A 23671-nucleotide genomic window follows, 5' to 3' on the forward strand; every position below is an offset into this window, starting at 1 on the left:
GCGCGGTGGGCGATAGTCGTCTGCCCCGGCAAGGTCACGGGGCCTCGGAGCGCATGGGCACGCGCTCCTCTGCCGTGCCTTGGTCCCATTTGCTGCGCAGTGCTGCAAAGGCTTCTGCACTGCAGGGGCGCGACCACAGATAACCCTGGGCCTGGGTGGCCCCCATCTCGCACAGCAGGGCGAGTTGCTCCGGAGCTTCCACCCCTTCGGCCACGGTGCGCATGCCCAGGTCAGAGGCCATGCGCACAATGCTTTTGACGATGGTGTGCCCACATCCGTGCTCACCCGCCTTCTGCATGAAGGCCCGGTCGATCTTGAGCGTATGGAAGGGGAACTGGCTCAGGTAGCTGAGCGATGAGTATCCCGTGCCGAAGTCATCCAGGGCGATACGCACCCCCAGCGCGCGCAGGGCGTGCAGTTGCTGCAGTGCGCGCGCAGGGTCTTCAATGAAGACCGACTCGGTAATTTCCAGCTCCAGCCGGTGGGGGGCGAGCCCGGTGGTCAGCAAGGTGGCCTGCACCACGGTGACAAAGTCGGCGTCGCGCAGTTGCAGGGCAGAGACGTTGACCGAGACGTCCAGACCGGCCAGTGCTGGCTGGTGCACGGCGGCTTCGCAGGCCTGTAGCAGCACCCAGGCTCCCAGCGTGTCGATGATGCCCGACTGCTCCGCAATCTGAATGAACTCTGTTGGCGCGATGGCACCGAGTTCGGGGTGCTGCCAGCGCAACAAACCTTCTGCTCCGCAGAGGCGGCCCGTGCTGACGTCGATCTGCGGTTGCCAGTGCAAGCTCATCTCGCGCCGCTGGATGGCCTCGCGCAAGTCATTTTCCAGCCGCGCCTTGCGCTGATTGCGTTCACCCATCTCGGGTGTGTAGGCGACGTAGCGCCCACGGCCCGCGTCCTTGGCGACATAGAGTGCTGTATCGGCCTGCACCAGCAGTCCGTCCACATCGGTGTCACCGGGCTCGAACAGCGCCAGCCCAATGCTGGCACCCATGCGCAGGCGCCGTCCCTCCATGTGCAGTGGTCGGTTCAGGGCCTCGGCCAATATTTGCGCCTGCCGCTGTGCCAGGGCCAGCGGGTAGCTTCCGTCCCGGCTTTGGCGCATCAGCACGGCAAATTCATCACCACCCAGGCGGGCCATGAGGTGTGTGGGGGCAGAGGCGGTTTGCAAACGCTTTGCGATCTCTTGCAACACGGCATCGCCGACCGAATGCCCGAGCGTGTCATTCACCGTCTTGAAATAGTCCAGGTCAATCAGCAGCAAGGCTCCACCGCGCCCCGCCTGCATTTCTTCGGCGATCGCCTGGTGGATGAAAAACCGATTGGCCAGTCCGGTGAGAGAGTCGGTATGGGCCAGCCGCTCCAGCTGTTCTTGCGCTTGCACGATGGAGGTTTTGTCGGCCACCACACCGCGCCATCCCCGGATGTGTCCCCACTCGTCCTTGAAAGGCTTGCCTGTGAAGGCGAGGTGAAAACGCTCTCCATGGATTTCCAGCGCCATGGGCAGCGAGTGAAAGGGGGCTTGCTGATCCAGAATTTTGGAAAACGCATCGTTTTCCCGTACGGCGTGTTGCGCCAGCCATTCGGGCAGAGAGGTGGAGGGGGCGTGCGCTGGAGGCAGGCGCAGCAGGGTGCACAGCCGGGCAGAGGCCTGGGCCAGCATGCCGTTGGTGCGGATTTCCCACAGGGCTTCGTTGGCGCTTTGCTCAAAGTCCCGGAATACCGTGGACAGCAGCTGTTCCTGCCGCACCGCTTCGCTGCGCGAGATGATGAGCGCAGTGGCTTTGCGCCACGACGAAATGGCTCCCACCATGTTGATGGGGGCATAAAACACCATGAGGCCCGCTACGCCCGCCATGATGGGTTCTCCCGCATCCCACAAGGCCCACAGTGCTGCAGCGGTAAAGATGCTGGCATAGCAAAGGCTAGCCCTCGGCAGGGGGCTCAACAGAAAGGTGCCTGCGCTGAGCATGCCTGTGAACAGGGTGGCAATCAGCAGCTGTTGCCCCGATGTGACCGAGGCAAACCAGAACACCGGCAGGCAGGCCCACAGCACCGCGAGGATGCTTGCATGCCATGTGGCGCGCCGCGCGGCACGCCGGGAAGCCGTTTGCAACTGGCGATGTGCGTAATGCCGCCACCGCTGCATGGCCACGCAGGCCGTGGCCAGCATGCAGGTGTACCAGAGGTACAGCCCGATGCTGCGCAAATCCTGCAGAGCCCACAGCATGAGGGAAGCGCTGCCAATGTTGGCGGCCATGGCGTAAGGCGTGAGCCGGATGACGCTCCCGAGATGCTCGCCACGGATCTTGCCTTCCAGCGCCCCTTCGTCCTCATACATGGAACGGATCCCCGCCCAGATCTGCTTGTAGTCCATGAAGATTTCTGAAGTCATTGTTATTTATAGCATATTTAACAAATTAACCAAAATTGAGATGATCAATTAAGCGGGATGAGCCGTTGAGCTCTCTACTGGTGGTCATATCCCGCGCTTTTCAGCCAATGGCCCTTGCCGGGCGTGGCTAGGATGAACACACGTCATCCAGTGTTTTGCCCATGCCCACCGTTTTCATGAATGCATCTCCCTTGAAGCTCCTCCGTGGGCGTGGGCCTGTTTTTCTTGCTGGCCTGATCGCTTCTGTGCTTGCAGTGAGTGGGTGCTCCTCGCTCGACGTGCCGCGGGCTGACAACTACCCGGCGAGCAATCAGAAAAAAGCCCGCGCTGTGCACCATTGGGATGTGCTGGCCGATGACGTGGCAGGTCGCATTGCCGACAAGATCAGGGAATGGCCGCCGGGTGAATACCCCATTCACGTCTCGACGGTGAGCGATGCCAGCTTCAACCAGGGTTTTCGCAAACTGCTCATCACGCGGCTGCTAGATCGTGGCGTAGCGCTTTCCACCCAGCCGGCGGGCGTGCAGTTGGTGGTGGACGCGCAAGTCGTGCAACACCCGGCGCAGACGTTCAACCTCAACCGGGCATCTCTGCCTCTCACCCGACTGGCGATAGGGGTGACGGTGGCGCGTGATCTGGTGCATGCGCCCCCCGCTGCAGCTTCTGTGGCCGGGACTTTGGGGGCCGCTGCATTGCTGGCCGATGCCACCTCGTACCTGACCGAAGGGCCTGCGGCGGGTGGGCCGACACGCACGGAGGTGTTGATTACCACTTCGCTGGAAAACGCAGACCGCTACCTCGCACGCACTGCCGATGTCTACTACATCGAGGACGCGGACGCGGCCCTGTATCTGCCCAAAGAGCCTGCCCCGCCTTCTCAACCCGCGCCTGCGTTGCCGGTGAAGCAGTGGCGCGTGGTTGCGCCCACGGGCAACGTGCCCATGCTTCCTGCCGCGCCGAGTGCAGCCAATGCACCTCTGGCTCCCTGAAGGGGATGCCTGTTTTTCGGATCAGTCACCATGCAACGAAGACGTTTCTTGACCCATACCGCCGCGGCCACGACTGCGTTGGGCGCAGGCTTGCTGCAGGGCTGCAGCAGCTTTTATTACGGTGAGAAGCCTGGGGCCGTGTGGTTTCCCACCAACCTCATCGAAGCCAACCACCGTGCGGCCGATGCGCTGCTGCTGAATGCGCCGCTGGATGGTCAGCATCCCATCATGGTGGCGACGCTGGTCAATGTGGACAGGCTCACCGAGTCGTCACGCCTGGGGCGCATTTTTTCGGAGCAGATTGCGGGGCGCCTGGTTCAGCGCGGTCTCAAGGTGGTTGAGCTGAAACTGCGCGACAGCGTGGCCCTGCAGAGGGACCAAGGGGAGTTGCTGCTTTCACGCGAGGTGCGCGAAGTCAGCCAGAGCCACGATGCCCAGGCGGTGGTGGTCGGCACCTATGCGGCGTCAGCCACGGCGCTGTACATCAGTCTGAAGCTGGTGACGCCAACGGGCAATGCCGTGGTGGCAGCACACGACTATTCAGTGCCCATGGAAGACAACGTGCGGGTATTGCTGGCCAACGGCATGCTGCGTTACTGACGTTGAAGTTGACGTGGGCGTGGGCGTGGGCGTGGGCGTGGGCGTGGGCGTGGGCGTGGGCGTGGGCGTGTTGATCCTGATGGTCTAGCTTCCAACCAAGAGCATCGTGGGTGCGCGTATTGCTGCTATCAAAAAATAGCTGCCTGCGCTTGATACATAAGCGCAGGCAGCTATTTTTTATCTCATTGATGTCAGTGCAATATCAGTGCAGCATCAGCGCGCCAGCCGTCTTGCTCTTGCCTGCACGGGCGGGTGGATTGCACAGGCCGCAGGTGAAATGCCGGTTCTCATACAGCTCGGTCACAAACTGACCACCGCACTGGCTGCATTTGGTGCGGGTGAGCATGCCTGCGTCCACAAACTTCACCAGACGCCATGCACGGGTGAAAGACAGCAGGGGTTCAATCTCGGCTGTGGCCACTTGCTCGTTGTACAGACGGTAGGCCTTGGTCAGCAGTTCCACCGAATCCAGATCCACACCTTTGGAGAGGTATTCGTAGATGTTCAGGAACAGGGAGCTGTGGATGTTTTCCTGCCAGGTGAGGAACCAGTCGGTAGAAAAGGGCAGTTGGCCCTTGGAGGGCGACTTGCCTGCAATCTCCTTGTACAGGCGGATGAGGCGCTCGTAGGACAGAGTGGTCTCAGATTCCAGCACCTGCATGCGTGCGCCCATCTGGATGAGCATGGCAGCGCGTTCGATCTGCTTGGATTCGTTCAGGACGCTTTTGACGGATGCGGCAGGTGTGGACATGGCGGGCTTTCGGGGAATGCAGGGCTGCTGGGGCTGGGCGTGTGAGGCTTACAGAACTTCCGACACGCGGCTGGCCATCAGGATGTTGGCGTGCAAGGTGTTGGTCGCCTCGTTGCCCACCTTCTTGGCGGTGTGGTTGGTCAGCAAGCTCCACACCAGGTTGTCGTCCACGCGGAAGCTGCAAAGAAGCGTGTTTCTGGAGGCCAGTTTCAGCACTTGGGCGGCTGACAGCGAGGCCAGAATATCGGCAGCCTCTTCGTTCAATCCCAAGCGGAACACGGCTTCGGCCTTGTCCTGGCGAATCAGGTTCTGGGCCAGCATCAGGTAAGTGAGGTTGGCTTCGCGGATTTCAGCGAGGATTTGTTCGTTGGTCATGGCGGCTTCCTTTTTCCATTACCGGGTCTTGCGTTGCATGCGGTTGCATGTTTTGCGTGATCCGTTGAAATGGATTGTGAAACCGGGCCATTCAAAAATTAAGTCCCTGTTTTGCTGTGCTGAATGTCTGGTTTTGACGGGGTGTTTGTAGGAATTTGCCTTACACGCCTACAAGGCTTTGACCTGCTTTTCCCTGTGTGCAGGTGCTGCAACAAACCGTTTCAACCGTAAAGGCTGTGCAGGAGCCCGACAAATAAATTTTCGGTCGATGGGGCTGCCGGAGAGTGCAAGTGCAGCCATTTCCACCGTGCCCTTGCGCCATCCGACGTGTTCATGCCGCCTTTTTTGCGGTGTTCTTTGCCATCTTCTTGGGCGATATGCCGCAAGAGCCTGATCTCAGCACTGTCAGCGCGCTTGGGCTTGCTGGCATCAGCCCCGCTCTACCGGGCGGCTAGGGTCGCTGCACCATTCGCTCCAGCTTCCGGCAAACAGCCCGGTCTGGCCCAGGCCTGCCACTTCCATCGCCAGCACATTGGGCACGGCGCTGACACCGCTTCCGCACTGGTGCACAACGGATTGCGCTGGGCGGCCTGCGAGCAGCGTTTCAAACTCGGCACGCAGCACCGCCGCAGGCTTGAAGCGTCCATCCGCTCCCAGGTTGTCGCCGAAAGGCCGGTTCAGCGCGCCGGGGATATGGCCCGCTACGGGGTCAAGGGGCTCCACTTCGCCTCGGTACCGTGGGGCTCCGCGGGCATCCACCACGGTCTGCTGGGGCTGCTGCAGATTGCGCAGCACCTCAGTGGCAGTGACCAGACGCCGCAGGGGCGGGTGAAGGGTGAAATTGCTCTGGAAGTGAGAGGGCTCGTCACCCGCAGCGACGGCACCACCTGCGGTCTGCCAGGCTTGCAGGCCCCCGTCCAGTACGGCCACGGCCTCGTGTCCTGCCCACTTGAGCATCCACCACAGCCTGCCGCAGTAATTGGCTCCGTTGCGGTCATACACCACGGCCTGCATGTCGTTGGCAAACCCTACGCTCGACAGCCACATGGCAAACCGTTCGCGGCTGGGCAGGGGGTGTCGGCCTCCGGATGCGGGCTGGTCAGCCTCTTGCGCGACCAGGGTGCCGTGTGCGCCGGGCGCGCCGTGCTTGGCACTCAGGTTCTTGTCCAGGTCGGCATACACAGCGCCGGGTATGTGTGCCTGGGCGTAGTGTTGTGCTCCTGCAGAGGGCTGGGTCAGTTCAAAACTGCAGTCGAACACCATGAGCGGTCGGCCGCTTTGCATCAGCTGCTGCAGTTCTGTCGCTGAAATGAGAGTGGTGTAGGTCATGTTCAAAACTCCTGCAATGCTGTGTTCGGGCCGCAAACGCTGGGGCAGCCGGGTTTGTGGGGTGGCAGATCAGTGCTCTTCCGCAGGGCTGTCGGGTGCGGCACGTGCGCGTAGCACCGTGGCCACGATGCCGCTGCCCACAATCAGCACCATGCCGATCCAGCCCACCCACGGGATCTGGTCGTTGAAGAGCACCACGCTGTAGATCGCTGCGAACACGATGCCTGAGTATTGCAGGTTGGCCACCACCAGCGTGCCGCGTGAAGTTTTGGCCGTGGCGTAGGCGCGTGTCATGCACAGCTGCCCCCCGGCGGCCAGTATGCCGATGGGCAGCAGCCACAGGGCGGGCCAGCCGGGCCATTCTGATGCGCCGGTGAACAGCATCGCAATGCCGCCCGCCACTGCAGAGCCCACGGCAAAGTAAAACACGGTGCGCGATTCGGGCTCACCCAGCCGCGACAGCGCCATCACCTGCATGTAGGCAAACGCAGCCGTCATGCCAGACATCAGCCCGATCAGTCCGGCAAATGCCTGGTTCTGGTCCAGACTGGGGCGCAGCATCATCACCACGCCTACGAAGCCGGTCAGCACCGTGACCACCAGCGAACCTTGAAACGCAGGTCGGGGCGTTGCCGCGGAGGGACGCCATGCAATCAGCGCACCACCCACCAAAAAGGCGGCAATCCACACACTGCTCATGTAGTTGAGCGTCATGGCGGTGGCTAGCGGCAGTTGGCCAATGGCGTAGAACCAAGCCCCCAGCGAGGCTACGCCGACCAGGCTGCGCCATGCATGCATGCCGGGGTAGCGGGTTGCCAGTGAAACACCTTGTGTGCGCGTGAGCAGCCAGAGAATGGCAATACCGATGAAGCCGCGGTAGCACACCAGCTCGGCCGCATTGAAGTGGGCCGACGCCATCTTGACGCACACCCCCATGCTGGCAAACAGAAAAGCCGCCAACACCATCCAGAGGGCTTGCATGGAATGTGAAACCTGTTGAGTAGGGTTGAAATAAAAATAGCTGCCAGCGCAGGAATGACTTGCGCTGGCAGCTATTCTAATGAGAGCAAATTTGCAGCGTCTGGTCTATTGGCGCTGTTTTGCCATCGTATTCGGAGCTTTGTAGGCCTGGTCGGCTGTCTCAACCCTTGGGGCAGGCATCGCCCATGGTCTGGCGATACCACTCATGGAAGTGCTGCATGCCGTCTTCCATGGGGCTCTGGTAGGGGCCCACCTCGTTGTCACCACGCTCGAAAAGGGCTTTGCGGCCCGCATCCATGCGCTCGCCAATCTCGTCGTCTTCGATGCAGGTTTCCATGTAGGCGGCCTTTTGCGCCTCCACGAATTCGCGCTCGAAGGCCGCGATCTCTTCAGGGTAGTAGAACTCCACCATGTTCAGCGTCTTGGTCGTGCTGATGGGGTGCAGCGTGGACACCGTGAGCACGTGGGGGTACCACTCGATCATGATGTGCGGGTACAGCGTGAGCCAGATCGCGCCATGCTTGGGCGGCTCTCCGTTGCGGTAGGCCAGCAAGGCTTCGTGCCAGCGCTCGTACACGGGGCTGCCTGCCTTGCCCAGCCGGTTGGCTACGCCTACGGTCTGCACCGAGTAGTTCTTGCCAAACTCCCAGCGCAGGTCGTCGCAGGTGACAAAGCTGCCAAGGCCTGGGTGGAAAGGCCCGACGTGGTAGTCCTCGAGATAGACCTCGATGAAGGTCTTCCAGTTGTAGTTGCACTCGTGCAATTCCACATGGTCCAGCACGTAGCCTTCAAAGTCCAGATCAGCGCGCGGGCCCATCTGTGCCAAGTCTGCTGCCACGTCGTAGCCGTTGTCCTCAAACAGCAGACCATTCCACTCGCGCAACTTGTAGTTGTTGAGGTTCAGGCAGGGGTCGTGTGCGAAGTGGGGCGCTCCCAGCAACTCGCCCTTGGGGCTGTAGGTCCACCGGTGCAGCGGGCAGACGATGTTGCCCCCGGCATGGCCCTTGCCCTGGCCTTGCAGCGAACCCTTGCCCTTGAGCATGATGGCCTGGCGATGCCGGCAGATGTTGGATACGAGCTCCACCCCGCCCTGGGCATTGCGTACCAAGGCACGGCCTTCGCCTTCCTGGGGCAGGGCGTAGTAGTCGCCCGCGTTGGGTACAGAGAGTTGGTGCCCCACATAGCGGGGCCCGCGCTGGAAGATGGTCTCCAGCTCGCGCTGGAACAGCGCTTCGTCAAAGTAGCTTGAAACTGGTAGTTGGCTTGCAGCCTGCTGCAGTTGAAGACTTAAATCAGACATGGGTGACCTGACCTAAAGACTCCCCACAGGGAGGTGCGCTGGGGCGCATGAAAAAACGAAACCGGCCGAGCAAAGTACCCACAGCCGGTTCGACGAAAGAATGGGATTATAGATGGTGGGGTTATTCCCGCACCCCCCTTACGTGTATTGAGAATTGATCGAAAGCAGACTTTGTCCAGTTTGCAAGCTCAAGGGATGGACCCGGTCTGGCCGAGTCAACGTCCGCTGACAGGCAAATGACTTAGCAGATCAAGGGGTGCGCCTAAAATCTCGCGTTTTAATCTGCGCCCGCCGCTCCTTCGCCCATGCCCAAGGCTTCCCCGAAAACAGACACTCCCGATGAACCAGTGAGCTACGAAGCCGCACTGGAAGAGCTGGAGCAACTGGTTGGCCGCATTGAATCGGGGCAGATGCCCCTGGACCAGATGCTGGCAGGCTACCAGCGTGGCGCGGCGCTGCTCGCCTTTTGCCGCAAGCGGCTGGATGCCGTACAGGACCAGATCAAGATTCTGGATGAAGGCACTTTGCAGACATGGGGGCAGGAATGAACGCCATTCTGTCTTCGGATACTTCGATGAACGGTGCATGGGATCTGTCCGCCTGGAGCCGTGAACACCTCGACCGCGTTGAACAAGCCTTGTCGCGCTGGGTGGGGCTGGACGCCCCCGCCGGTCTGGGCGATGCCATGCGCTATGCCGTGCTGGATGGCGGCAAGCGCCTTCGCCCCTTGCTCGTCATGGCCGCTTACGGGGCTGCACTGAGCGCCGCTGACCGCTCCCTTAGCCCCGAGCAGCGTGCCGGTGCAAACGATGCGGCCTTGCGTGCGGCCTGTGCGGTGGAGCTGATCCACGCCTACTCGCTGGTTCACGACGATATGCCTTGTATGGACAACGACGTGCTGCGCCGGGGCAAACCCACCGTGCACGTCAAGTTCGGAGAAGCCCAGGCGCTGCTGGCGGGTGATGCCTTGCAGGCCTTTGCCTTTGAGTTGCTGACGCCCGATTGCGAAAATATTTCCCCACTGGTGCAGGCCACCCTGTGCCGCCAGTTGGCCCACGCAGCGGGCTCTGCGGGCATGGCGGGCGGGCAGGCGATTGACCTGGCCAGCGTGGGGTTGGCACTGACCGAAGATCAGCTACGGCAGATGCACCGCCTGAAGACGGGAGCCCTGCTGGAGGGCAGCGTGCTGATGGGGGCGACCTGCGCTGGCGTGCAGCCTCAGGCGCGCGCGGCCTTGCAGGCCTACGGAGCCACCGTGGGGCTGGCTTTCCAGGTGGTGGACGATATTCTGGACGTCATTGCCGACTCTGCCACCTTGGGCAAGACGGCGGGCAAGGACGCCGCTTGCGACAAGCCCACCTATGTCTCGCTGCTGGGGTTGGAGCCTGCACAGGCCTATGCGAAAAGCTTGCTGGCGCAGGCCCATGCAGCCCTGGCCTCCAGCGGTTTGCCTGATACCCGTGCCCTGGCGGGCTTGGCCGATATGGTGGTCAGCCGTTCGCATTGAGGCCGCTTTGCGGTGGGTTGATGTGACGGCGTCGTTCGCTGCGGCCCTTGTTATCGATATATGTGTTGAAACAGCCTCCTGCGCTTGACTAGAAAGCGCAGGCAGCTATCAAAAGAATAGTAAATGGCCACGAATTCCTTTCCCCTGCTGCAAACCATCAACGATCCGGCAGATGTGCGCAAGCTCTCAAGAGCTGACCTGAAGGTGCTGGCCACTGAGCTGCGTGGCTTCGTGCTGGAAAGCGTTTCCCAAACGGGCGGGCACCTCAGCTCCAACCTGGGTACCGTGGAACTCACGATTGCCCTGCACCATGTGTTCCACACGCCGGACGACCGCCTGGTGTGGGATGTGGGCCACCAGACTTATCCGCACAAGATCCTGACGGGTCGGCGTGACCGCATGCCCACCCTGCGCCAGCTCGGCGGGCTCTCGGGGTTTCCTCAGCGTGCTGAAAGCCCTTACGACACTTTTGGCACTGCGCACTCCAGCACCAGCATCTCTGCGGCACTGGGCATGGCCCTTGCGTCCCAGCGCAAAGGGGAAGACCGCCACGCCGTTGCCATCATTGGTGACGGAGCCATGACCGCAGGGATGGCGTTTGAGGCGCTGAACAACGCGGGGGTGACTGACACCAACCTGCTGGTGATCCTGAACGACAACGACATGAGCATCAGCCCGCCCGTGGGTGCGCTGAACCGGTATCTGGCTCAACTGATGAGCGGGCAGTTCTATGCCAAGGCCCGCGATGTGGGCAAGAGTGTGCTCAAAAACGCGCCCCCGCTGCTGGAGCTGGCCAAGCGCCTGGAGCAGCAGGCCAAGGGCATGGTGGTGCCTGCCACGCTGTTTGAAAAGTTTGGCTTCAACTACATCGGCCCCATCGACGGGCATGACCTGGATTCGCTCATCCCGACGCTGGAGAACATCAAGAGCCTCAAGGGCCCGCAGTTCCTGCACGTGGTCACCAAAAAGGGCCAGGGCTACAAGCTGGCAGAGGCGGACCCCGTGGCCTATCACGGCCCCGGCAAGTTTGATCCGGCCGTGGGGCTGGTCAAGGCTGCGGGCGTGCCCAAGCAGACCTTCACGCAGGTGTTCGGCCAATGGCTGTGCGACATGGCTGCGCAGGACGAGCGGCTGGTCGGCATCACGCCTGCCATGCGCGAAGGCTCGGGCATGGTGGAGTTTGAAAAGCGCTTTCCCACCCGGTATTACGACGTGGGTATTGCCGAGCAGCATGCGGTGACGTTCGCGGCGGGCATGGCCTGCGAAGGCGTGAAGCCGGTGGTGGCCATCTATTCCACCTTTTTGCAGCGCGCCTACGACCAGCTCATCCACGACGTGGCCTTGCAGAACCTGCCCGTGGTCTTCGCCCTGGACCGTGCCGGGCTGGTGGGGGCAGATGGTGCTACGCACGCGGGTGCCTACGACATTCCGTTTGTACGCTGCATTCCCAATATGAGCATGGCCTGCCCGGCGGACGAGCGTGAAACACGCCAGCTCCTGTCTACGGCATTTGAGCAGAACCACCCCGTGGCAGTGCGCTACCCACGCGGCAGTGGCGCTGGCGTAACACCCCTGCCCACGCTGGAAGGGTTGCCTTTTGGCAAGGGCGAAATCCGGCGTGAGCGCACAGGTGGGGCCACAGGGCAGGACAACAAGCCCCGCATCGCCATCCTCGCGTTTGGCACCTTGCTTTACCCCGCGCTGCAGGCTGCCGAAGTGCTCGACGCCACGGTTGCCAACATGCGCTGGGCCAAGCCGCTGGATGTGGAACTGCTGCTGGACATCGCGTCTCGCCACGACGCGCTTGTGACGCTGGAAGAGGGAGCCATCATGGGCGGCGCGGGCAGTGCCGTGACTGAGGCGCTGCACGCTGCAGGCGTCACTCTGCCCGTGCTTCAGCTCGGGCTGCCCGATGTCTTTATTGAGCATGGTGACCCCGCCAAATTGCTCTCGTTGCAGGGACTGGATGCTGAAGGGATTCAGGCCGCTATTTCCAAGCGGTTTCTCTGAACCTGAAACTTGCTGTTTGTGATGCCGTGGTGCGTTGAGTGCCACGGCATTTTTCATGGCGGAACAAGGTGTCTGGCGCGTGCTGTGGGATGCCCTGCATGGTGGATGCGATGCATGCTTGCAGAAGCCTGAATTCGTCATACAACACAGGCTTTTTCGCGGGAAAACCCCCAAGGGTGGGGGTGGGCATATTCCTACAATGGGTCCGGCTGAAACAAGTCCTCGGCACAGCTGCGTACAACGCAGGGGTGCTGGGTTTTGCAATCAAATATCGGAGAGAACCTCATGGATCGTCGTTCCATCATCAAGCACGCAGGGATTGCCAGCGTGCTGGCAGCAGGTGTTGCACCCGCCGTCCACGCCCAGGCCGCCGTTCGCTGGCGTCTGGCATCCAGCTTTCCCAAGTCGCTGGACACCATCTATGGCGGTGCTGATGTTTTCGCCAAGGCCGTCAAGGCCATGTCCGGTGGCAAGTTTGAAATCTCCGTGCATGCCGGCGGCGAGCTGATGCCTCCCTTTGGCGTGGTGGATGGCGTGCAGCAAGGCACCGTGGAAATGTGCCACTCCGTGCCTTACTACTTCTACGGCAAGAACCCCGCATTCGCGCTGGGCTCGGCCATTCCTTTCGGCTTCAATGCCCGTCAGATGGACGCGTGGATGCTGCACGGCGGCGGCCGCAAGCTCATGAACGAGTTCTACGGCGGCTACAACATGGTTAGCTTTGCGGGTGGTAACACCGGTACGCAGATGGGTGGCTGGTTCCGCAAGGAAATCAAGACGCCTGCAGACTTCAAGGGCCTGAAAATGCGCCTGGGCGGCGGCCTGGTGGGTGAAGTGATGCAGAAGCTGGGTGCAGTGCCACAAAGCATCCCTGGCGGCGAAATCTACCAGTCGCTGGAGAAGGGCACGATCGACGCTGCAGAGTGGATTGGTCCTTACGATGATCAGAAGCTCGGCTTCAACAAGGTGGCTCCTTTCTACTACTACCCTGGCTGGTGGGAAGGCGGTCCTGAGGTGGACTTCTTCATCAACAAGAAGGCATTTGAAGGCCTGTCGTCCGAGTTCCAGGCCATCATCGAAGCTGCTGCTGCCGTTGCTCACAACGACATGCTGGCCAAGTACGACGCACTGAACCCCACAGCGCTGAAGCAACTGGTGGCCGCCAAGACCAAGGTGCTGCCGTTCTCGCAAGCCGTCATGGATGCATCCTTCAAGGCTTCCATGGAAGTGTTCGCAGAGAACGATGCCAAGAGCCCAGAGTGGAAGAAGATCTACGCCGCCATGCGCTCCTTCCAGCGTGACCAGATCCTCTGGTTCCGCTTTGCGGAAGCACGTTACGACACCTTCATGTCTTCGCAAAAGATCTGACGGTTTTGCACTGCAGCGGGGCTCAGACTCCGCTGCGTTGCCTCTTTCAACCCACCGGCGTGCTCATGCCGGTGGGTTTTTTCTTGTCTGCTTACGTCAGTGTGTCCAGCTTTTGAATTGAGCAGGGAGCCGCAGGCTGAGACACTGTGCTTTGGGTGCTTTGGGTGCTTTGGGTGCTTTGGGGGCTTTGGGGGGCCTTGGTGATGAGGTTTTCTGTGCCCCCAATGTTCAGGGGCCGCAGGTGGGCGCCCGTTGCGCCGTATGTTTCTGGCATAGGTCGGCATCATCTCCTTTACCTCATCGTCAGACCGCTCTTCCGGGTCTGATATCCCGCTTCGCAGGGGGTAAAAAAGAAACCCCAGCAGGTTCACACCTGCTGGGGCTGGAAGAGTTGCTGGGGGGGGCTGCAGGCCCCCTTTTGCTCTCTTACTTTTTCTCTTGCTCCAGAGAGTCCTGCAGCGCCTTCAGCGGGTCATCTGCGGGGGCAGAGGCAGGTTGGTCTGTTCCCGTAGCGCCTTCCATGCCTGCGGTGGGGTCAGGTGTTTCAGGCATCGCATCAGGCATGGCAGCTTCCATTTCCATGCGTACCTTGTCCAGGTCATACACCTCGGCCTTGTCAAGCCCGCTGGAGACGATGCCGGGGAACGCAATCACCAGGCCCACCATGCTCAGCTGGATGATCAGGAAGGGAATGGCACCCCAGTAGATTTGCGGTGTGGTCACCGGGGCAATCATCTTCTTGGTGACCTTGTCCATGTATTCCTTGGCTGGTGCGACGCTGCGCAGGTAGAACAACGCGAAGCCGAAGGGCGGGTGCATGAACGATGTCTGCATGTTGATGGCCAGGAGCACGCCGAACCAGATCAGGTCAATGCCGAGCTTGTTTGCCACGGGGGCCAGCAGGGGCACCACGATGAACGACAACTCAAAGAAGTCCAGGAAGAACGCCAGGAAGAACACCATGATGTTCACGACGATCAGGAAGCCCAGCTGGCCGCCTGGCAGTGCGGACAGCAGATGCTCAACCCACAGCGGGCCATCCACGCCCTGGAAGGTCAGGCCAAAGATGGTGGCGCCCACCAGAATGAACACGACAAAGCACGAAAGCTTGGTGGTGGTGTGCACGGCCTGTGTCAGCAGGCTCATGTTCAGTCGGCCACGCGAGATGGCCATGATCGTTGCACCCAGGGCTCCCATGGCGCCACCTTCGGTAGGAGTTGCAACACCCAGGAAGATGGTACCCAGCACCAGGAAGATCAGCAGCAGCGGAGGAATCAGCACAAAGGTCACGCGCTCAGCCACGCGCGACAGCAGGCCCAGACGTGTGATCTTGTTGATACTGGCAACCACAAAGGCCAATGCCACGCCAAAGCACATGGAGACGACGATGGTCTCATCCAGGGCCACGGTTTCCACCGTTTCGCCAGACCACCAGGTGTGCAGCGTTGCCATGTTCTTGCCAACGTACACGGAGGCGGCGGTACAGATCGCTGTGAGCGCCAACAGGGACGGCAATCCATTCTTGCCGTTGTCTTCACGCAGTGTGCGTGCTTCAGGGGGCAGTGCGGGCACCCATTGGGGCTTGAAGACGGCCAGCAGGATGACATACAGAGCATAGAAGCCTGTGAGCATCAGGCCGGGCACAAAAGCGCCCTTGTACATGTCACCCACGCTACGGCCCAGCTGGTCGGCAATGATGATCAGAACCAGGGAAGGCGGAATGATCTGGGCCAGCGTGCCAGAAGCTGCAATCACACCGGCAGCGAGACGGCGGTCATACCCGTACCGCAACATGATGGGCAAGGAAATCAGGCCCATCGAAATCACGGAAGCAGCGACCACGCCAGTCGTTGCCGCCAGCAGCGCGCCCACGAAGATCACGGCCAGCGCCAGACCGCCGCGAATGGGGCCAAACAGCTGGCCGATGGTGTCCAGCAGATCTTCGGCCATGCCGCTGCGCTCCAGGATCAGCCCCATGAGCGTGAAGAACGGAATGGCCAGCAGCGTGTCGTTCTGCATGATCCCGAAGATCCGAAGCGGAACGGCTTGTAAAAGGGCTTCAGGCAGTACGTTCAGTTCAATCCCGATAAAGGCAAAGAATAGGCCGCAGGCACCGAGGCTGAATGCCACCGGGAAACCCACCAGCAAGAAGCAGATGAGCCCCGCAAACATGATGGGGGCGAGGTTGTGCGCAATGAATTCCATGGTGTGTGTCTCCCCGCTCAGTGTGTCTGCGCCTTACCGTTACCCTTGGCCGCCTCGGCCAGGTTGCGGATGGACTCAGCCAGTTCTTCTTCTGCGGTTTTCTCAGCCTTCTTGGCCGTGGGGTCTTCAATCAAGCCCTTCAAAAACGCGACGCGCTTGATCAGTTCTGACACGCCTTGCAGCCACAGCAATGCAAAGCCCAGCGGCATCATGAGATAGACGGGCCAGCGGATCAGGCCACCGGCGTTGCTCGACATTTCACCGGAGACAAAGGCACGTGTGAAGAACGGAATGCCGTACCACAGCACCGCGAAGCACATGGGGGTCAGAAAGACGATGTAGCCAAACACGTCAATCCAGATCTGGGTGCGCTTGGAAAAGCGGCTGGACACGACGTCCACCTTGACGTGTTCGCCCTGCAGCAGCGTGTAGCCCGCAGCCAGCAAAAAGGACGCTGCAAACAGGTACCACTGCACTTCCAGAAATGCGTTGGAACTGGTGTTGAACACCTTGCGAACCACCGCGTTCAGACCGCTGATGATGGTGGAGGCCAGGATCAGCCAGACCACGTATTTACCGATCTGGCCACTGAGCCAGTCGATCCCCCTTGATAGCTTCAATAGAGCCTGCATGGTGTCTCCAGTAAAAAGGCTTTTTTCCCCGCATGCGCCAGAGCACGGCCCGGTGGGGCGTGGTGGCGCACGAACTCTTGTAACGGCGCGATTCTACGGAGCACTCTAAGCCGACCCTGACAGCTGCGTGACGGTGTTATCCCTATGTGTAGACTCGATCTTTAGCTATAAAAAATGTAGCAATTAGGGTTTCTTCCTAGGCGCTGAAGCCCGTTTGGGACGGGCAAATTGCCACCATGGCAGCACGCTGCTCATGGCCAGCACCTCGCCGCTGTGCATGGGGGTGTAGCCGGGCAATTGGCTCATGTGGTGTTGCCAGGCAGGCGTCAGCAGCAGCTCGCGCAGTGCGCGGGTGGCGGGCTGGTCCAGGCTCGATTTCAGGCAGGCCAGGTGGTAGCGTTCGTTGACCAGCGGCACAAAATCCAACCCCCGCGCTCGCGCCGCCATTTCAATACCCAGCCCTGCATCTGCCGCACCTGCAGCCACGGCCTGGGCCACTGCCGCGTGGGAGGGTTCATCGCGCTCAAAGCCTGCAATGTGCTGCCCCGTCAAACCCGACAGGGCCAGAAGGTCCTCCAGCAGTACACGGGTGCCGCTGCCCAGCGGGCGGTTCACAAACCGGGCACCCGTGCGGGCCACATCAGCCAGGGTATGCAGCTCCAGCGGGTTGCCCTTGGCCACGATCAGGCCCTGGGTGCGCTGGGCAAATCCAATGATCTTGTGCAGACCGGGCTGCAGCAGCGGCTTGTAGGTGCGCGCTGCCAGAGAGCTGGATGCGGGTTGCTCCAGTGTGTGAAAGCCCGCCAGCGTGCAGCGGCCCTCGTTCAGTGCGCGAATGGCGTCCACGCTGCCTGTGAAGCGGATGTCCAGGTGCAATGCCCCGGATGCGCCCGGGGTGGCCGCGTGCGCCCGCAGCGTGGCGAGCGCGTCATCGTGGCTGGCGTACAGGGTCAGCACATGGGCGCTGTCATCAAAGGCCACGGCAAAGGCACGCTCCAGGTCGGCATGCAGGGCGGCAATTTGTGGAGCAAGACGGGCCTGCGCCTGGCGTTCGGCCCACAGCAGCTTGGTGCCGAATTCACTGAGCTGGGCGGACTGCCCTTTGCCCCAGATGATCAGCTCGCCACCCAGCTGCTCTTCCCAGCGCTTGAGTGCGCCCCACACGTGGCGGTAAGACAGGTCCAGCACCCGGGCTGCTCCGGAGATGGAGCCTTGCTGGACGATGGCTTCCAGCATTTCGGGCAAGGGGTTGCGGATTTTGGCGTCGCCAGCATCGCGGCTGAGCGTGTAGTGAAGTTGGATCCTATGCACAGGATTTCATATCGCTGGAGATTGTCTGGGTGCATACGATAGTCGAATCCATGTCTACCCTCACCGAAAGCGCGAGTACAGCGCTGCAACTCACTTTCTCCGCCGATCCTGCTCTCTGGACCATCGTTGGCCGCTCCCTCTCTGTCAGTGCCACGGCCTGCGCACTCGCCTGTGGCGCGGGGCTGATGCTGGGTGCTTGGCTGGGCGTAGCCCGCTTTGCGGGGCGTGGGGCGGTGCTGGCGGTGCTCAATACCCTGCTGGCTGTCCCCTCGGTCGTGGTGGGGCTGGTGGTGTACCTGCTGCTCTCGCGCAGCGGCCCGCTGGGTAGCTGGGGCTGGCTCTTCAGCTTCAAGGCCATGGTGCTGGCCCAGGCGATTCTGGTGTTGCCCGTGGCCACGGCTCTGACGCGGCAGGTGGTGGAGGATGCCGATCGGGCCCACGGCGAGCAGCTGCAGTCCTTGGGGGCATCGCCCCTGTTGCTCAGCCTGATGCTGGCCTGGGACGAGCGCTATGCCTTGCTCACCGTGCTGCTGGCGTCTTTTGGCCGCGCCATCTCCGAGGTGGGGGCGGTGATGATCGTGGGCGGCAACATCGATGGATTCACCCGTGTGATGACCACTGCCATTGCGCTGGAGACCAGCAAGGGCGACCTGCCCCTCGCGCTGGCGCTGGGCATGGTGCTGCTGGCGGTGGTGCTGGCGCTGAATGTGGTGATTGCGCTGCTGCGGCGCTGGCGGGAGAAGGTGGACGGAGCGGCTGCAGGCCTGCCTGTTGGGGTGGCCGCATGACTGCGTTGCAAAAGGCTGCTGGTGCGGCTGGCGTGGCCCCGATCATGGATTTGCAGGATGTAGATGTGCGCTTTGGGCGCGTGCACGCACTGGCCGGGGTGAGCTTGCGCATCCATCCGGGCGAGCGTGTGGCCCTGGTGGGCGCCAACGGCAGCGGCAAAAGCACCTTGCTGCGGGTGTTGAATGGCTTGGTGGCTCCCAGCGCAGGTCGTCATGTGACGGCACCCACCGCGCGGCAGGCCATGCTTTTCCAGCGCCCGCACATGCTGCGCACCAGTGCTCAGAACAATGTGGCCCTCGGGTTGTGGTTGCGGGGGCATCGTTGGTCGCAGGCCCGCATGCTGGCCCTCGATGCTTTGCAACGGGTGGGGCTGGAGGCTGTGGCCCAGCAAAACGCGCGCACCTTGTCTGGCGGCCAGCAGCAGCGGGTGGCCCTTGCCCGGGCCTGGGCCCTGCAGCCCGCTGCCCTTTTGCTGGATGAGCCCACCTCCAGCCTGGACCCCCACGCCAAGCGCGAGGTGGAGGCGCTGATGGCGGAGTTTGCGGGCCACCGCGCAGGTGAGGGTGATGGCGCTCAGCCCGTGACCATGGTGTTCAGCAGCCACAACCTGGGTCAGGTCAAGCGGCTGGCCAGTCGCGTCGTGTACCTCGAACACGGCCGTCTGGTGGCGGATTTGCCGGTGCACGATTTTTTCAACGGTCCCCTGCCGGAGGCCGCACGTTTGTTTGTCAAAGGAGAACTGGTATGAACGGTTTGGAACAATTTTGGGCTCTAAAGCCCGTCCATAAAGCGGTGGCAGCTATTATTTTGATAGCTTCTGGCGCGGCTTCTGCCCAGTCCATCACGATGGCCTCGACCACTTCTACCGAGCAGTCCGGGCTGTTTTCGTATCTGCTGCCAGAGTTCAAGAAGGCCAGTGGTCTGGATGTCAAGGTGGTGGCCTTGGGCACTGGGCAGGCGCTCGACACGGCTCGTCGTGGTGATGCGGATGTGCTCTTTGTGCACGACCAGGCGGCTGAAGAGAAGTTTGTGGCCGACGGCTGGGCCGTGAAGCGCTATCCGGTCATGTACAACGACTTCATTCTGGTCGGCCCCAAGGCCGACCCCGCTGGAACCAAGGGCAAAGACATTGTGGAGGCCTTGAAGAAGCTCGCTGCATCGAACACCGAGTTCGTGTCGCGCGGAGACAAGTCTGGCACACATGCCGCCGAGCTGCGTTACTGGAAGCTGGCTGGTGCTGACTCTGCCAAGGGCAGCGGCTACAAGGAATGTGGCTGCGGCATGGGGCCTGCGCTCAACATCGCTGCGTCCAGCGGTGCCTATGTGCTGGCAGACCGTGGTACCTGGCTCAACTTCAAGAACCGCGCAGACTTGGCCATCTTGGTGGAAGGAGACACACGTCTCTTCAACCAGTACGGTGTGATGGTGGTCAATCCTGCCAAGCATCCTCACGTGAAGGCGCAGGACGCGCAGAAGTTCGTGGACTGGGTGGTGTCGCCTGCGGGGCAGAACGTGATTGCGTCTTACAAGATCGGCGGCGAGCAGCTTTTCTTCCCGAACGCTGGCAAGTAAGGCCCTTGCGTGTACAAGCCACGGCCCGCATTGCTGCATCATCCCGGGTGCTGGGTATGTGAACCGTCCTGTCAGGGGCGCTTCGCTGAGTTGTGAGAGCTGCTCTCAATCATCGTCTCGGTGGTGGCTGCTGCGCCAGATGGCACGCACCAGCCACAGCCCGCACACCACTGCGCCGCTGAAGCCCAGAAAGCCGAAAGCAGGCAGCCCGAACAGCGTGGGGCCGCCTTGCACTGTCATCACTATCGATGAGCCAATGATGAGCGCGGCAATCACCAGCGCCATGGCCAACCGGTTGGCCGATCGGTCAATCTGGTCGCCCACCCGCTTGAGGTGGGCCAGTTCGATGCCCACCTGCAGATGCCCCCGGCGCGCGTTGCGCATCAGGCGCGAGAGGTCGTCCGGCAACTGCTCCATAGCCGCCCAGGCACGGCGCAAGGTTTGCCAGCTGCGCGAGGCCACGGCGTGAGGCTGGTAGCGGGCTTTGACCACCTGCTGCAGCAAGGGCAGGGCTTCGGAGGCCATGTGAAAGCCGGGGTCCAGGTTGCGGCCCATGCCTTCCAGCGAGATGAAGGCTTTGATGAGCAGGGCTAGGTCGGAAGGCAAAGCCAGGCGGTGCTCCCGCAAAATGGCGGTGACATCCGCCAGCATCTGCCCCAGGCTGAGCTGCGCAAGGGGAATGCCGTGGTACTGGTCCACAAAGGCCTCAATCTCCGTTTCCAGCTGTCCCAGGTCTGTGCCTTGAAAGCTGCCTGTCCAGTCCAGCAGCACGTCTGCCACGGCTTGAGGGCGCTGTTCCACCAAACCCAGCAGCAACTGCAAAAGCTCGTCCCGGCGGCGCTGTGACAGGCGTCCCACCATTCCAAAGTCGATGAACGCGATGCGGTTGTCAGGCAGGTAGAAAACGTTGCCTGGATGAGGATCTGCATGGAACAGACCGTCTTGCACAATCATTTTGAGCACCGCATGCGCGCCCCGTTGGGCCAGCAGGGTGCGGTCAAAACCTGCCTCGGGGGTCAGGTCCGTCAGCGCCCCGCCTGGTGTCCCTGCAATAAAGTCTTGCACGTTGATGCGTTCGCGCGTGTGTGCCCAGTGCACACGCGGAACCACAATCCAGGGCAGTGACTGCAGGTTGGCCGCAATGCGCTCCGCGTGGCGACATTCGCTGGCCAGGTCCAGCTCGCGCTGCAGGGAGCGTGCAAACTCTCTGACCAGTTGCTGGGGCTGGTAGGGCTTGAGCGAAGGCAATTCTGCTTCGGCCAGGGCGGCCAGACGTTTGAGCAGGCGCAGGTCTGCGGCAATGGTGTCCGATATGCCGGGGCGGCGTATTTTGACAATGACCTCGGTGCCATCGTGCAGCCGTGCGCGGTGCACTTGGGCAATGGATGCTGCGGCCAGCGGCTCGGTGTCAAACCATGCAAACACTTCTTCGGGCTCTGCGCCCAGGTCCTCACGCAACTGGGGGCGCAGTTGTGCGAGTGGCAGGGTGGGCACATGGCTGTGCAGCTTCTCCAGCTCCGTGATGTATTCGGGGCCGAACAGATCGGCACGGCCGGCAAGGATCTGGCCAAATTTGACGAAGGTGGGGCCCAGTTCTTCCAGAGCCAGGCGGATCTGCACGGGCGGCTCGATGCGGGCAAGGTCTGCTGCATGGCTCCAGTTCAGCACCTGCCCCGCGCGCTCCAGCTTGTCTGCCAGCCCCAGCCTGCGCACGGTGTCCCCAAACCCATGGCGCACCATGACGCCCAGAATTTCCTTGAGTCGCCCCAGGTCGCGCGCGGTGTCCAGTGTCTCGATCAGCATTCAAGGATATTAGCCGCCCTGCGCCAGGGGCATCACCTCATGCGGAGGAGGCCTGAAGGCTTGGTCCAAAAACCGGCGTGTCTGTCTCTGCCTCGGCCAATGGAACCGTGGTCGGCCTGGATGCCTGCACCGAGCGGGGCTGGATATGCACTTCGGCGGGCCTGTAGGCCTGATGCCAGGCAGGGACCTCGTCTTGCGGCATGGCCTTGCTGAAGAAATAGCCCTGGATATTGGCAATGCCACTTTCGATCACGCACTGCAATTCCTCGGGTGTCTCCACCCCCTCCACCACGACGTTCAACTGAAGCTCTCTTGCCAGTCGCACGACATGGCGCAGCAGAGACTGTCTGCGTGGATCGGTCGGCAGCTGGCGCAGGAACAGGCGGTCGCACTTGATGCCCGCAATGGGCAGATCGGCCAGAACCCCGAGTGAGGAGTAGCCCGCTCCGAAATCGTCCATGAAGACCGGGACCCCGATGACCCGCAAATCGTGAATGGCCTGCACCATGGGAGCGCCGCAGGCTATCAGGGCGTGTTCTGTCAGCTCCAGCTGCAATGCACCCCAGGGCAGGGAACGCTGGGCCAGTTCATCACAAATCCACTGGGCAAAACCGGGCTCCAGCAGGGTGCCGGGGGCCACGTTGACGCACACGGTGCTGGCTGCCATGCCCTGGGCGGTCCATTGGTGCGCAGCGTCCAGGGCATTCAGCAAGATCATCCGGTCGGCCACATGGGTTTTGCCCTGTAGCTCACAGACCAGGAAGAACGCGTCCGGGCTCAACGGTCCCAGCAGGGGATCGTTCAGCCGTAGCAAGGCCTCATAGTGGACTTGGGGGCTGCGCAGGTTGATGATGGGTTGAAAGTGCAGCGCAAGGGTCTGCCGATTCAGTAGTCTGGGCAAATGATCGGCGATGACAGAGAGCTGTATGTCTTGCTCGGGCCGGGGCTGGTAAGGCAGGGCGGCCCTCAGCAATGAAAGCCCGCGTCTTTGCAGTTCCTGGCGAGCCCGGTCGGATCGGATGTTGCCCAGTTGCTCCAGGGCGATGGCCAGCGTGAACACCAGCAGTACGGTGAGCAGGGCCATGCCATTGGGAGGGTTGTCCACACCGGGGTCCTGCAGGGCAAAGCAATTGAGCAGCAACCAGTGCAGCACCATGATGGCTCCGCCGCACAGCACCTTGTCCTTCCAGTCCTGAGGAACATAACGGGGGGTCAGTGCACTCATCTTGGATGAGCGATGGCGAATGGAGGTGTAGACCGATACGCCTACCGCCACCGCAACAGACAGGACCAGTGCTGTCGGATTGACCTGGGCGAAACTCTTTACGTAGCTGGTGGCCAGCAGAAAATGCCCGCACAGCATGCCCACCGCCATCACAAAGCCAGCAGGCACCAGTCGCCGTGCGCTGGAGCAGGTGCTGAGCACTGGAATCGTCAACTTGGCGGTAAAGGCCATCAGCAGCAGGCAACTCAATGCAGGGCCCAGCTCCAGCACATGGCCAGACAGCTCGGGATACATGAACAGGCCCACCACATCCAGGGCCCAGATCACGCAGCCAATGCAAAGCGCCGCCTTCGAAGCGCTGAGGCGGCGGCTGGAGGGATCTACCGAAAACGCGGTGTGCTCAACCAGCCGCTGGCAGACATGCACCACGAGGGCAGCAAAGCCCCAGAACAGCAGGCTGTGAAGGAGCGGGGGGAAGGCAACGCCAAATTCGGGCATGGCTTGAGGCCAGACTGAAAACATCTTC

Annotated in this window: 20 protein-coding genes; 9 read left to right on the top strand and 11 right to left on the bottom strand. The window is 61.6% G+C overall.

Features of this window, described 5'->3' with window-relative positions; all coding sequences use genetic code 11:
* Positions 1 to 34: 34 nt before the first annotated feature.
* Positions 35 to 2380 carry an EAL domain-containing protein gene (locus AACH87_RS08530; RefSeq protein WP_338798352.1) on the bottom strand — a complete coding sequence of 782 codons (2346 nt, stop codon included), beginning with the start codon at positions 2378 to 2380 and terminating at the stop codon, positions 35 to 37.
* 179 nt (positions 2381 to 2559) lie between these two features.
* Here AACH87_RS08530 and AACH87_RS08535 point away from each other — a divergent pair, with 179 nt between their 5' ends.
* Together AACH87_RS08535 and AACH87_RS08540 are read left to right on the top strand one after the other, a co-directional pair.
* Positions 2560 to 3387 (top strand): hypothetical protein, encoded by an 828-nt coding sequence (locus AACH87_RS08535; RefSeq protein WP_338798353.1) that lies wholly within the window; start codon positions 2560 to 2562, stop codon positions 3385 to 3387.
* A gap of 30 nt (positions 3388 to 3417) precedes the next feature.
* Positions 3418 to 3987 (top strand): FlgO family outer membrane protein, encoded by a 570-nt coding sequence (locus tag AACH87_RS08540; RefSeq protein ID WP_338798354.1) that lies wholly within the window; start codon positions 3418 to 3420, stop codon positions 3985 to 3987.
* A gap of 202 nt (positions 3988 to 4189) precedes the next feature.
* Here AACH87_RS08540 and flhC read toward each other — a convergent pair whose 3' ends face one another.
* The 5 genes from flhC to AACH87_RS08565 all read right to left on the bottom strand — a co-directional run bounded on the left by flhC (position 4190) and on the right by AACH87_RS08565 (position 8723).
* Positions 4190 to 4738: a flagellar transcriptional regulator FlhC gene (gene flhC, locus AACH87_RS08545; protein ID WP_338798355.1), complete on the bottom strand. Its 549-nt coding sequence runs from the start codon at positions 4736 to 4738 to the stop codon at positions 4190 to 4192.
* A gap of 48 nt (positions 4739 to 4786) precedes the next feature.
* Entirely contained in the window at positions 4787 to 5113 is a 327-nt protein-coding gene (gene flhD / locus AACH87_RS08550; protein ID WP_044398361.1) for a flagellar transcriptional regulator FlhD, read from the bottom strand.
* Between the two features lie 429 nt (positions 5114 to 5542).
* Positions 5543 to 6442, bottom strand: a complete 900-nt coding sequence (locus AACH87_RS08555) for a sulfurtransferase (RefSeq protein WP_338798356.1) — start codon at positions 6440 to 6442, stop codon at positions 5543 to 5545.
* 69 nt (positions 6443 to 6511) lie between these two features.
* On the bottom strand, positions 6512 to 7423 hold the full coding sequence (locus AACH87_RS08560; RefSeq protein WP_338798357.1) for a DMT family transporter: 912 nt from the start codon (positions 7421 to 7423) through the stop codon (positions 6512 to 6514).
* A 160-nt stretch (positions 7424 to 7583) separates the two neighbouring features.
* On the bottom strand, positions 7584 to 8723 hold the full coding sequence (locus tag AACH87_RS08565) for an aromatic ring-hydroxylating dioxygenase subunit alpha (protein ID WP_338798358.1): 1140 nt from the start codon (positions 8721 to 8723) through the stop codon (positions 7584 to 7586).
* A gap of 305 nt (positions 8724 to 9028) precedes the next feature.
* Between AACH87_RS08565 and xseB the strand changes: the two genes are divergently transcribed.
* The 4 genes from xseB (at position 9029) to AACH87_RS08585 (ending at position 13608) form a co-directional block, all read left to right on the top strand.
* Positions 9029 to 9271 carry an exodeoxyribonuclease VII small subunit gene (xseB, locus tag AACH87_RS08570; protein ID WP_338798359.1) on the top strand — a complete coding sequence of 81 codons (243 nt, stop codon included), beginning with the start codon at positions 9029 to 9031 and terminating at the stop codon, positions 9269 to 9271.
* Positions 9268 to 10230, top strand: a complete 963-nt coding sequence (locus AACH87_RS08575; protein ID WP_338798361.1) for a polyprenyl synthetase family protein — start codon at positions 9268 to 9270, stop codon at positions 10228 to 10230. The genes xseB and AACH87_RS08575 overlap by 4 nt, the downstream gene beginning before the upstream one ends.
* 123 nt (positions 10231 to 10353) lie before the next feature.
* Positions 10354 to 12240, top strand: coding sequence for a 1-deoxy-D-xylulose-5-phosphate synthase (gene dxs, locus AACH87_RS08580; RefSeq protein ID WP_338798362.1), 1887 nt, complete (start codon positions 10354 to 10356; stop codon positions 12238 to 12240).
* A gap of 285 nt (positions 12241 to 12525) precedes the next feature.
* Complete coding sequence (locus AACH87_RS08585) at positions 12526 to 13608, top strand: TRAP transporter substrate-binding protein (RefSeq protein ID WP_338798363.1); 1083 nt, start codon at positions 12526 to 12528, stop codon at positions 13606 to 13608.
* A gap of 426 nt (positions 13609 to 14034) precedes the next feature.
* Here the strand turns inward: AACH87_RS08585 and AACH87_RS08590 are convergent, their stop codons facing one another.
* The 3 genes from AACH87_RS08590 to AACH87_RS08600 form a co-directional block, all read right to left on the bottom strand.
* Positions 14035 to 15813: a TRAP transporter large permease subunit gene (locus tag AACH87_RS08590; protein ID WP_338798364.1), complete on the bottom strand. Its 1779-nt coding sequence runs from the start codon at positions 15811 to 15813 to the stop codon at positions 14035 to 14037.
* 17 nt (positions 15814 to 15830) lie between these two features.
* Positions 15831 to 16445 (bottom strand): TRAP transporter small permease subunit, encoded by a 615-nt coding sequence (locus AACH87_RS08595; protein ID WP_338798366.1) that lies wholly within the window; start codon positions 16443 to 16445, stop codon positions 15831 to 15833.
* A 183-nt stretch (positions 16446 to 16628) separates the two neighbouring features.
* A complete protein-coding gene (locus tag AACH87_RS08600; protein WP_338798367.1) occupies positions 16629 to 17756 on the bottom strand; it encodes a substrate-binding domain-containing protein in 1128 nt (375 codons plus the stop codon).
* Between the two features lie 50 nt (positions 17757 to 17806).
* On the opposite strand from AACH87_RS08600, the gene AACH87_RS08605 reads away from it, so the two are divergent.
* Genes AACH87_RS08605 through AACH87_RS08615 form a run of 3 tightly spaced genes read left to right on the top strand, consistent with a single transcriptional unit; the run spans position 17807 to position 20117 of the window.
* On the top strand, positions 17807 to 18544 hold the full coding sequence (locus tag AACH87_RS08605; RefSeq protein WP_338798368.1) for an ABC transporter permease: 738 nt from the start codon (positions 17807 to 17809) through the stop codon (positions 18542 to 18544).
* On the top strand, positions 18541 to 19293 hold the full coding sequence (locus AACH87_RS08610; protein WP_338798369.1) for a phosphate ABC transporter ATP-binding protein: 753 nt from the start codon (positions 18541 to 18543) through the stop codon (positions 19291 to 19293). Before AACH87_RS08605 ends, AACH87_RS08610 begins: the two co-directional genes overlap by 4 nt.
* Positions 19290 to 20117, top strand: a complete 828-nt coding sequence (locus tag AACH87_RS08615; RefSeq protein WP_338798370.1) for an extracellular solute-binding protein — start codon at positions 19290 to 19292, stop codon at positions 20115 to 20117. Before AACH87_RS08610 ends, AACH87_RS08615 begins: the two co-directional genes overlap by 4 nt.
* 105 nt (positions 20118 to 20222) lie before the next feature.
* Here AACH87_RS08615 and AACH87_RS08620 read toward each other — a convergent pair whose 3' ends face one another.
* Positions 20223 to 21920 (bottom strand): AarF/UbiB family protein, encoded by a 1698-nt coding sequence (locus AACH87_RS08620; RefSeq protein ID WP_338798371.1) that lies wholly within the window; start codon positions 21918 to 21920, stop codon positions 20223 to 20225.
* 37 nt (positions 21921 to 21957) lie between these two features.
* Positions 21958 to 23643, bottom strand: coding sequence for an EAL domain-containing protein (locus tag AACH87_RS08625; RefSeq protein ID WP_338798372.1), 1686 nt, complete (start codon positions 23641 to 23643; stop codon positions 21958 to 21960).
* Positions 23644 to 23671 lie beyond the last annotated feature (28 nt).

This window comes from Acidovorax sp. DW039 (assembly GCF_037101375.1).
GTDB lineage: Bacteria > Pseudomonadota > Gammaproteobacteria > Burkholderiales > Burkholderiaceae_C > Acidovorax.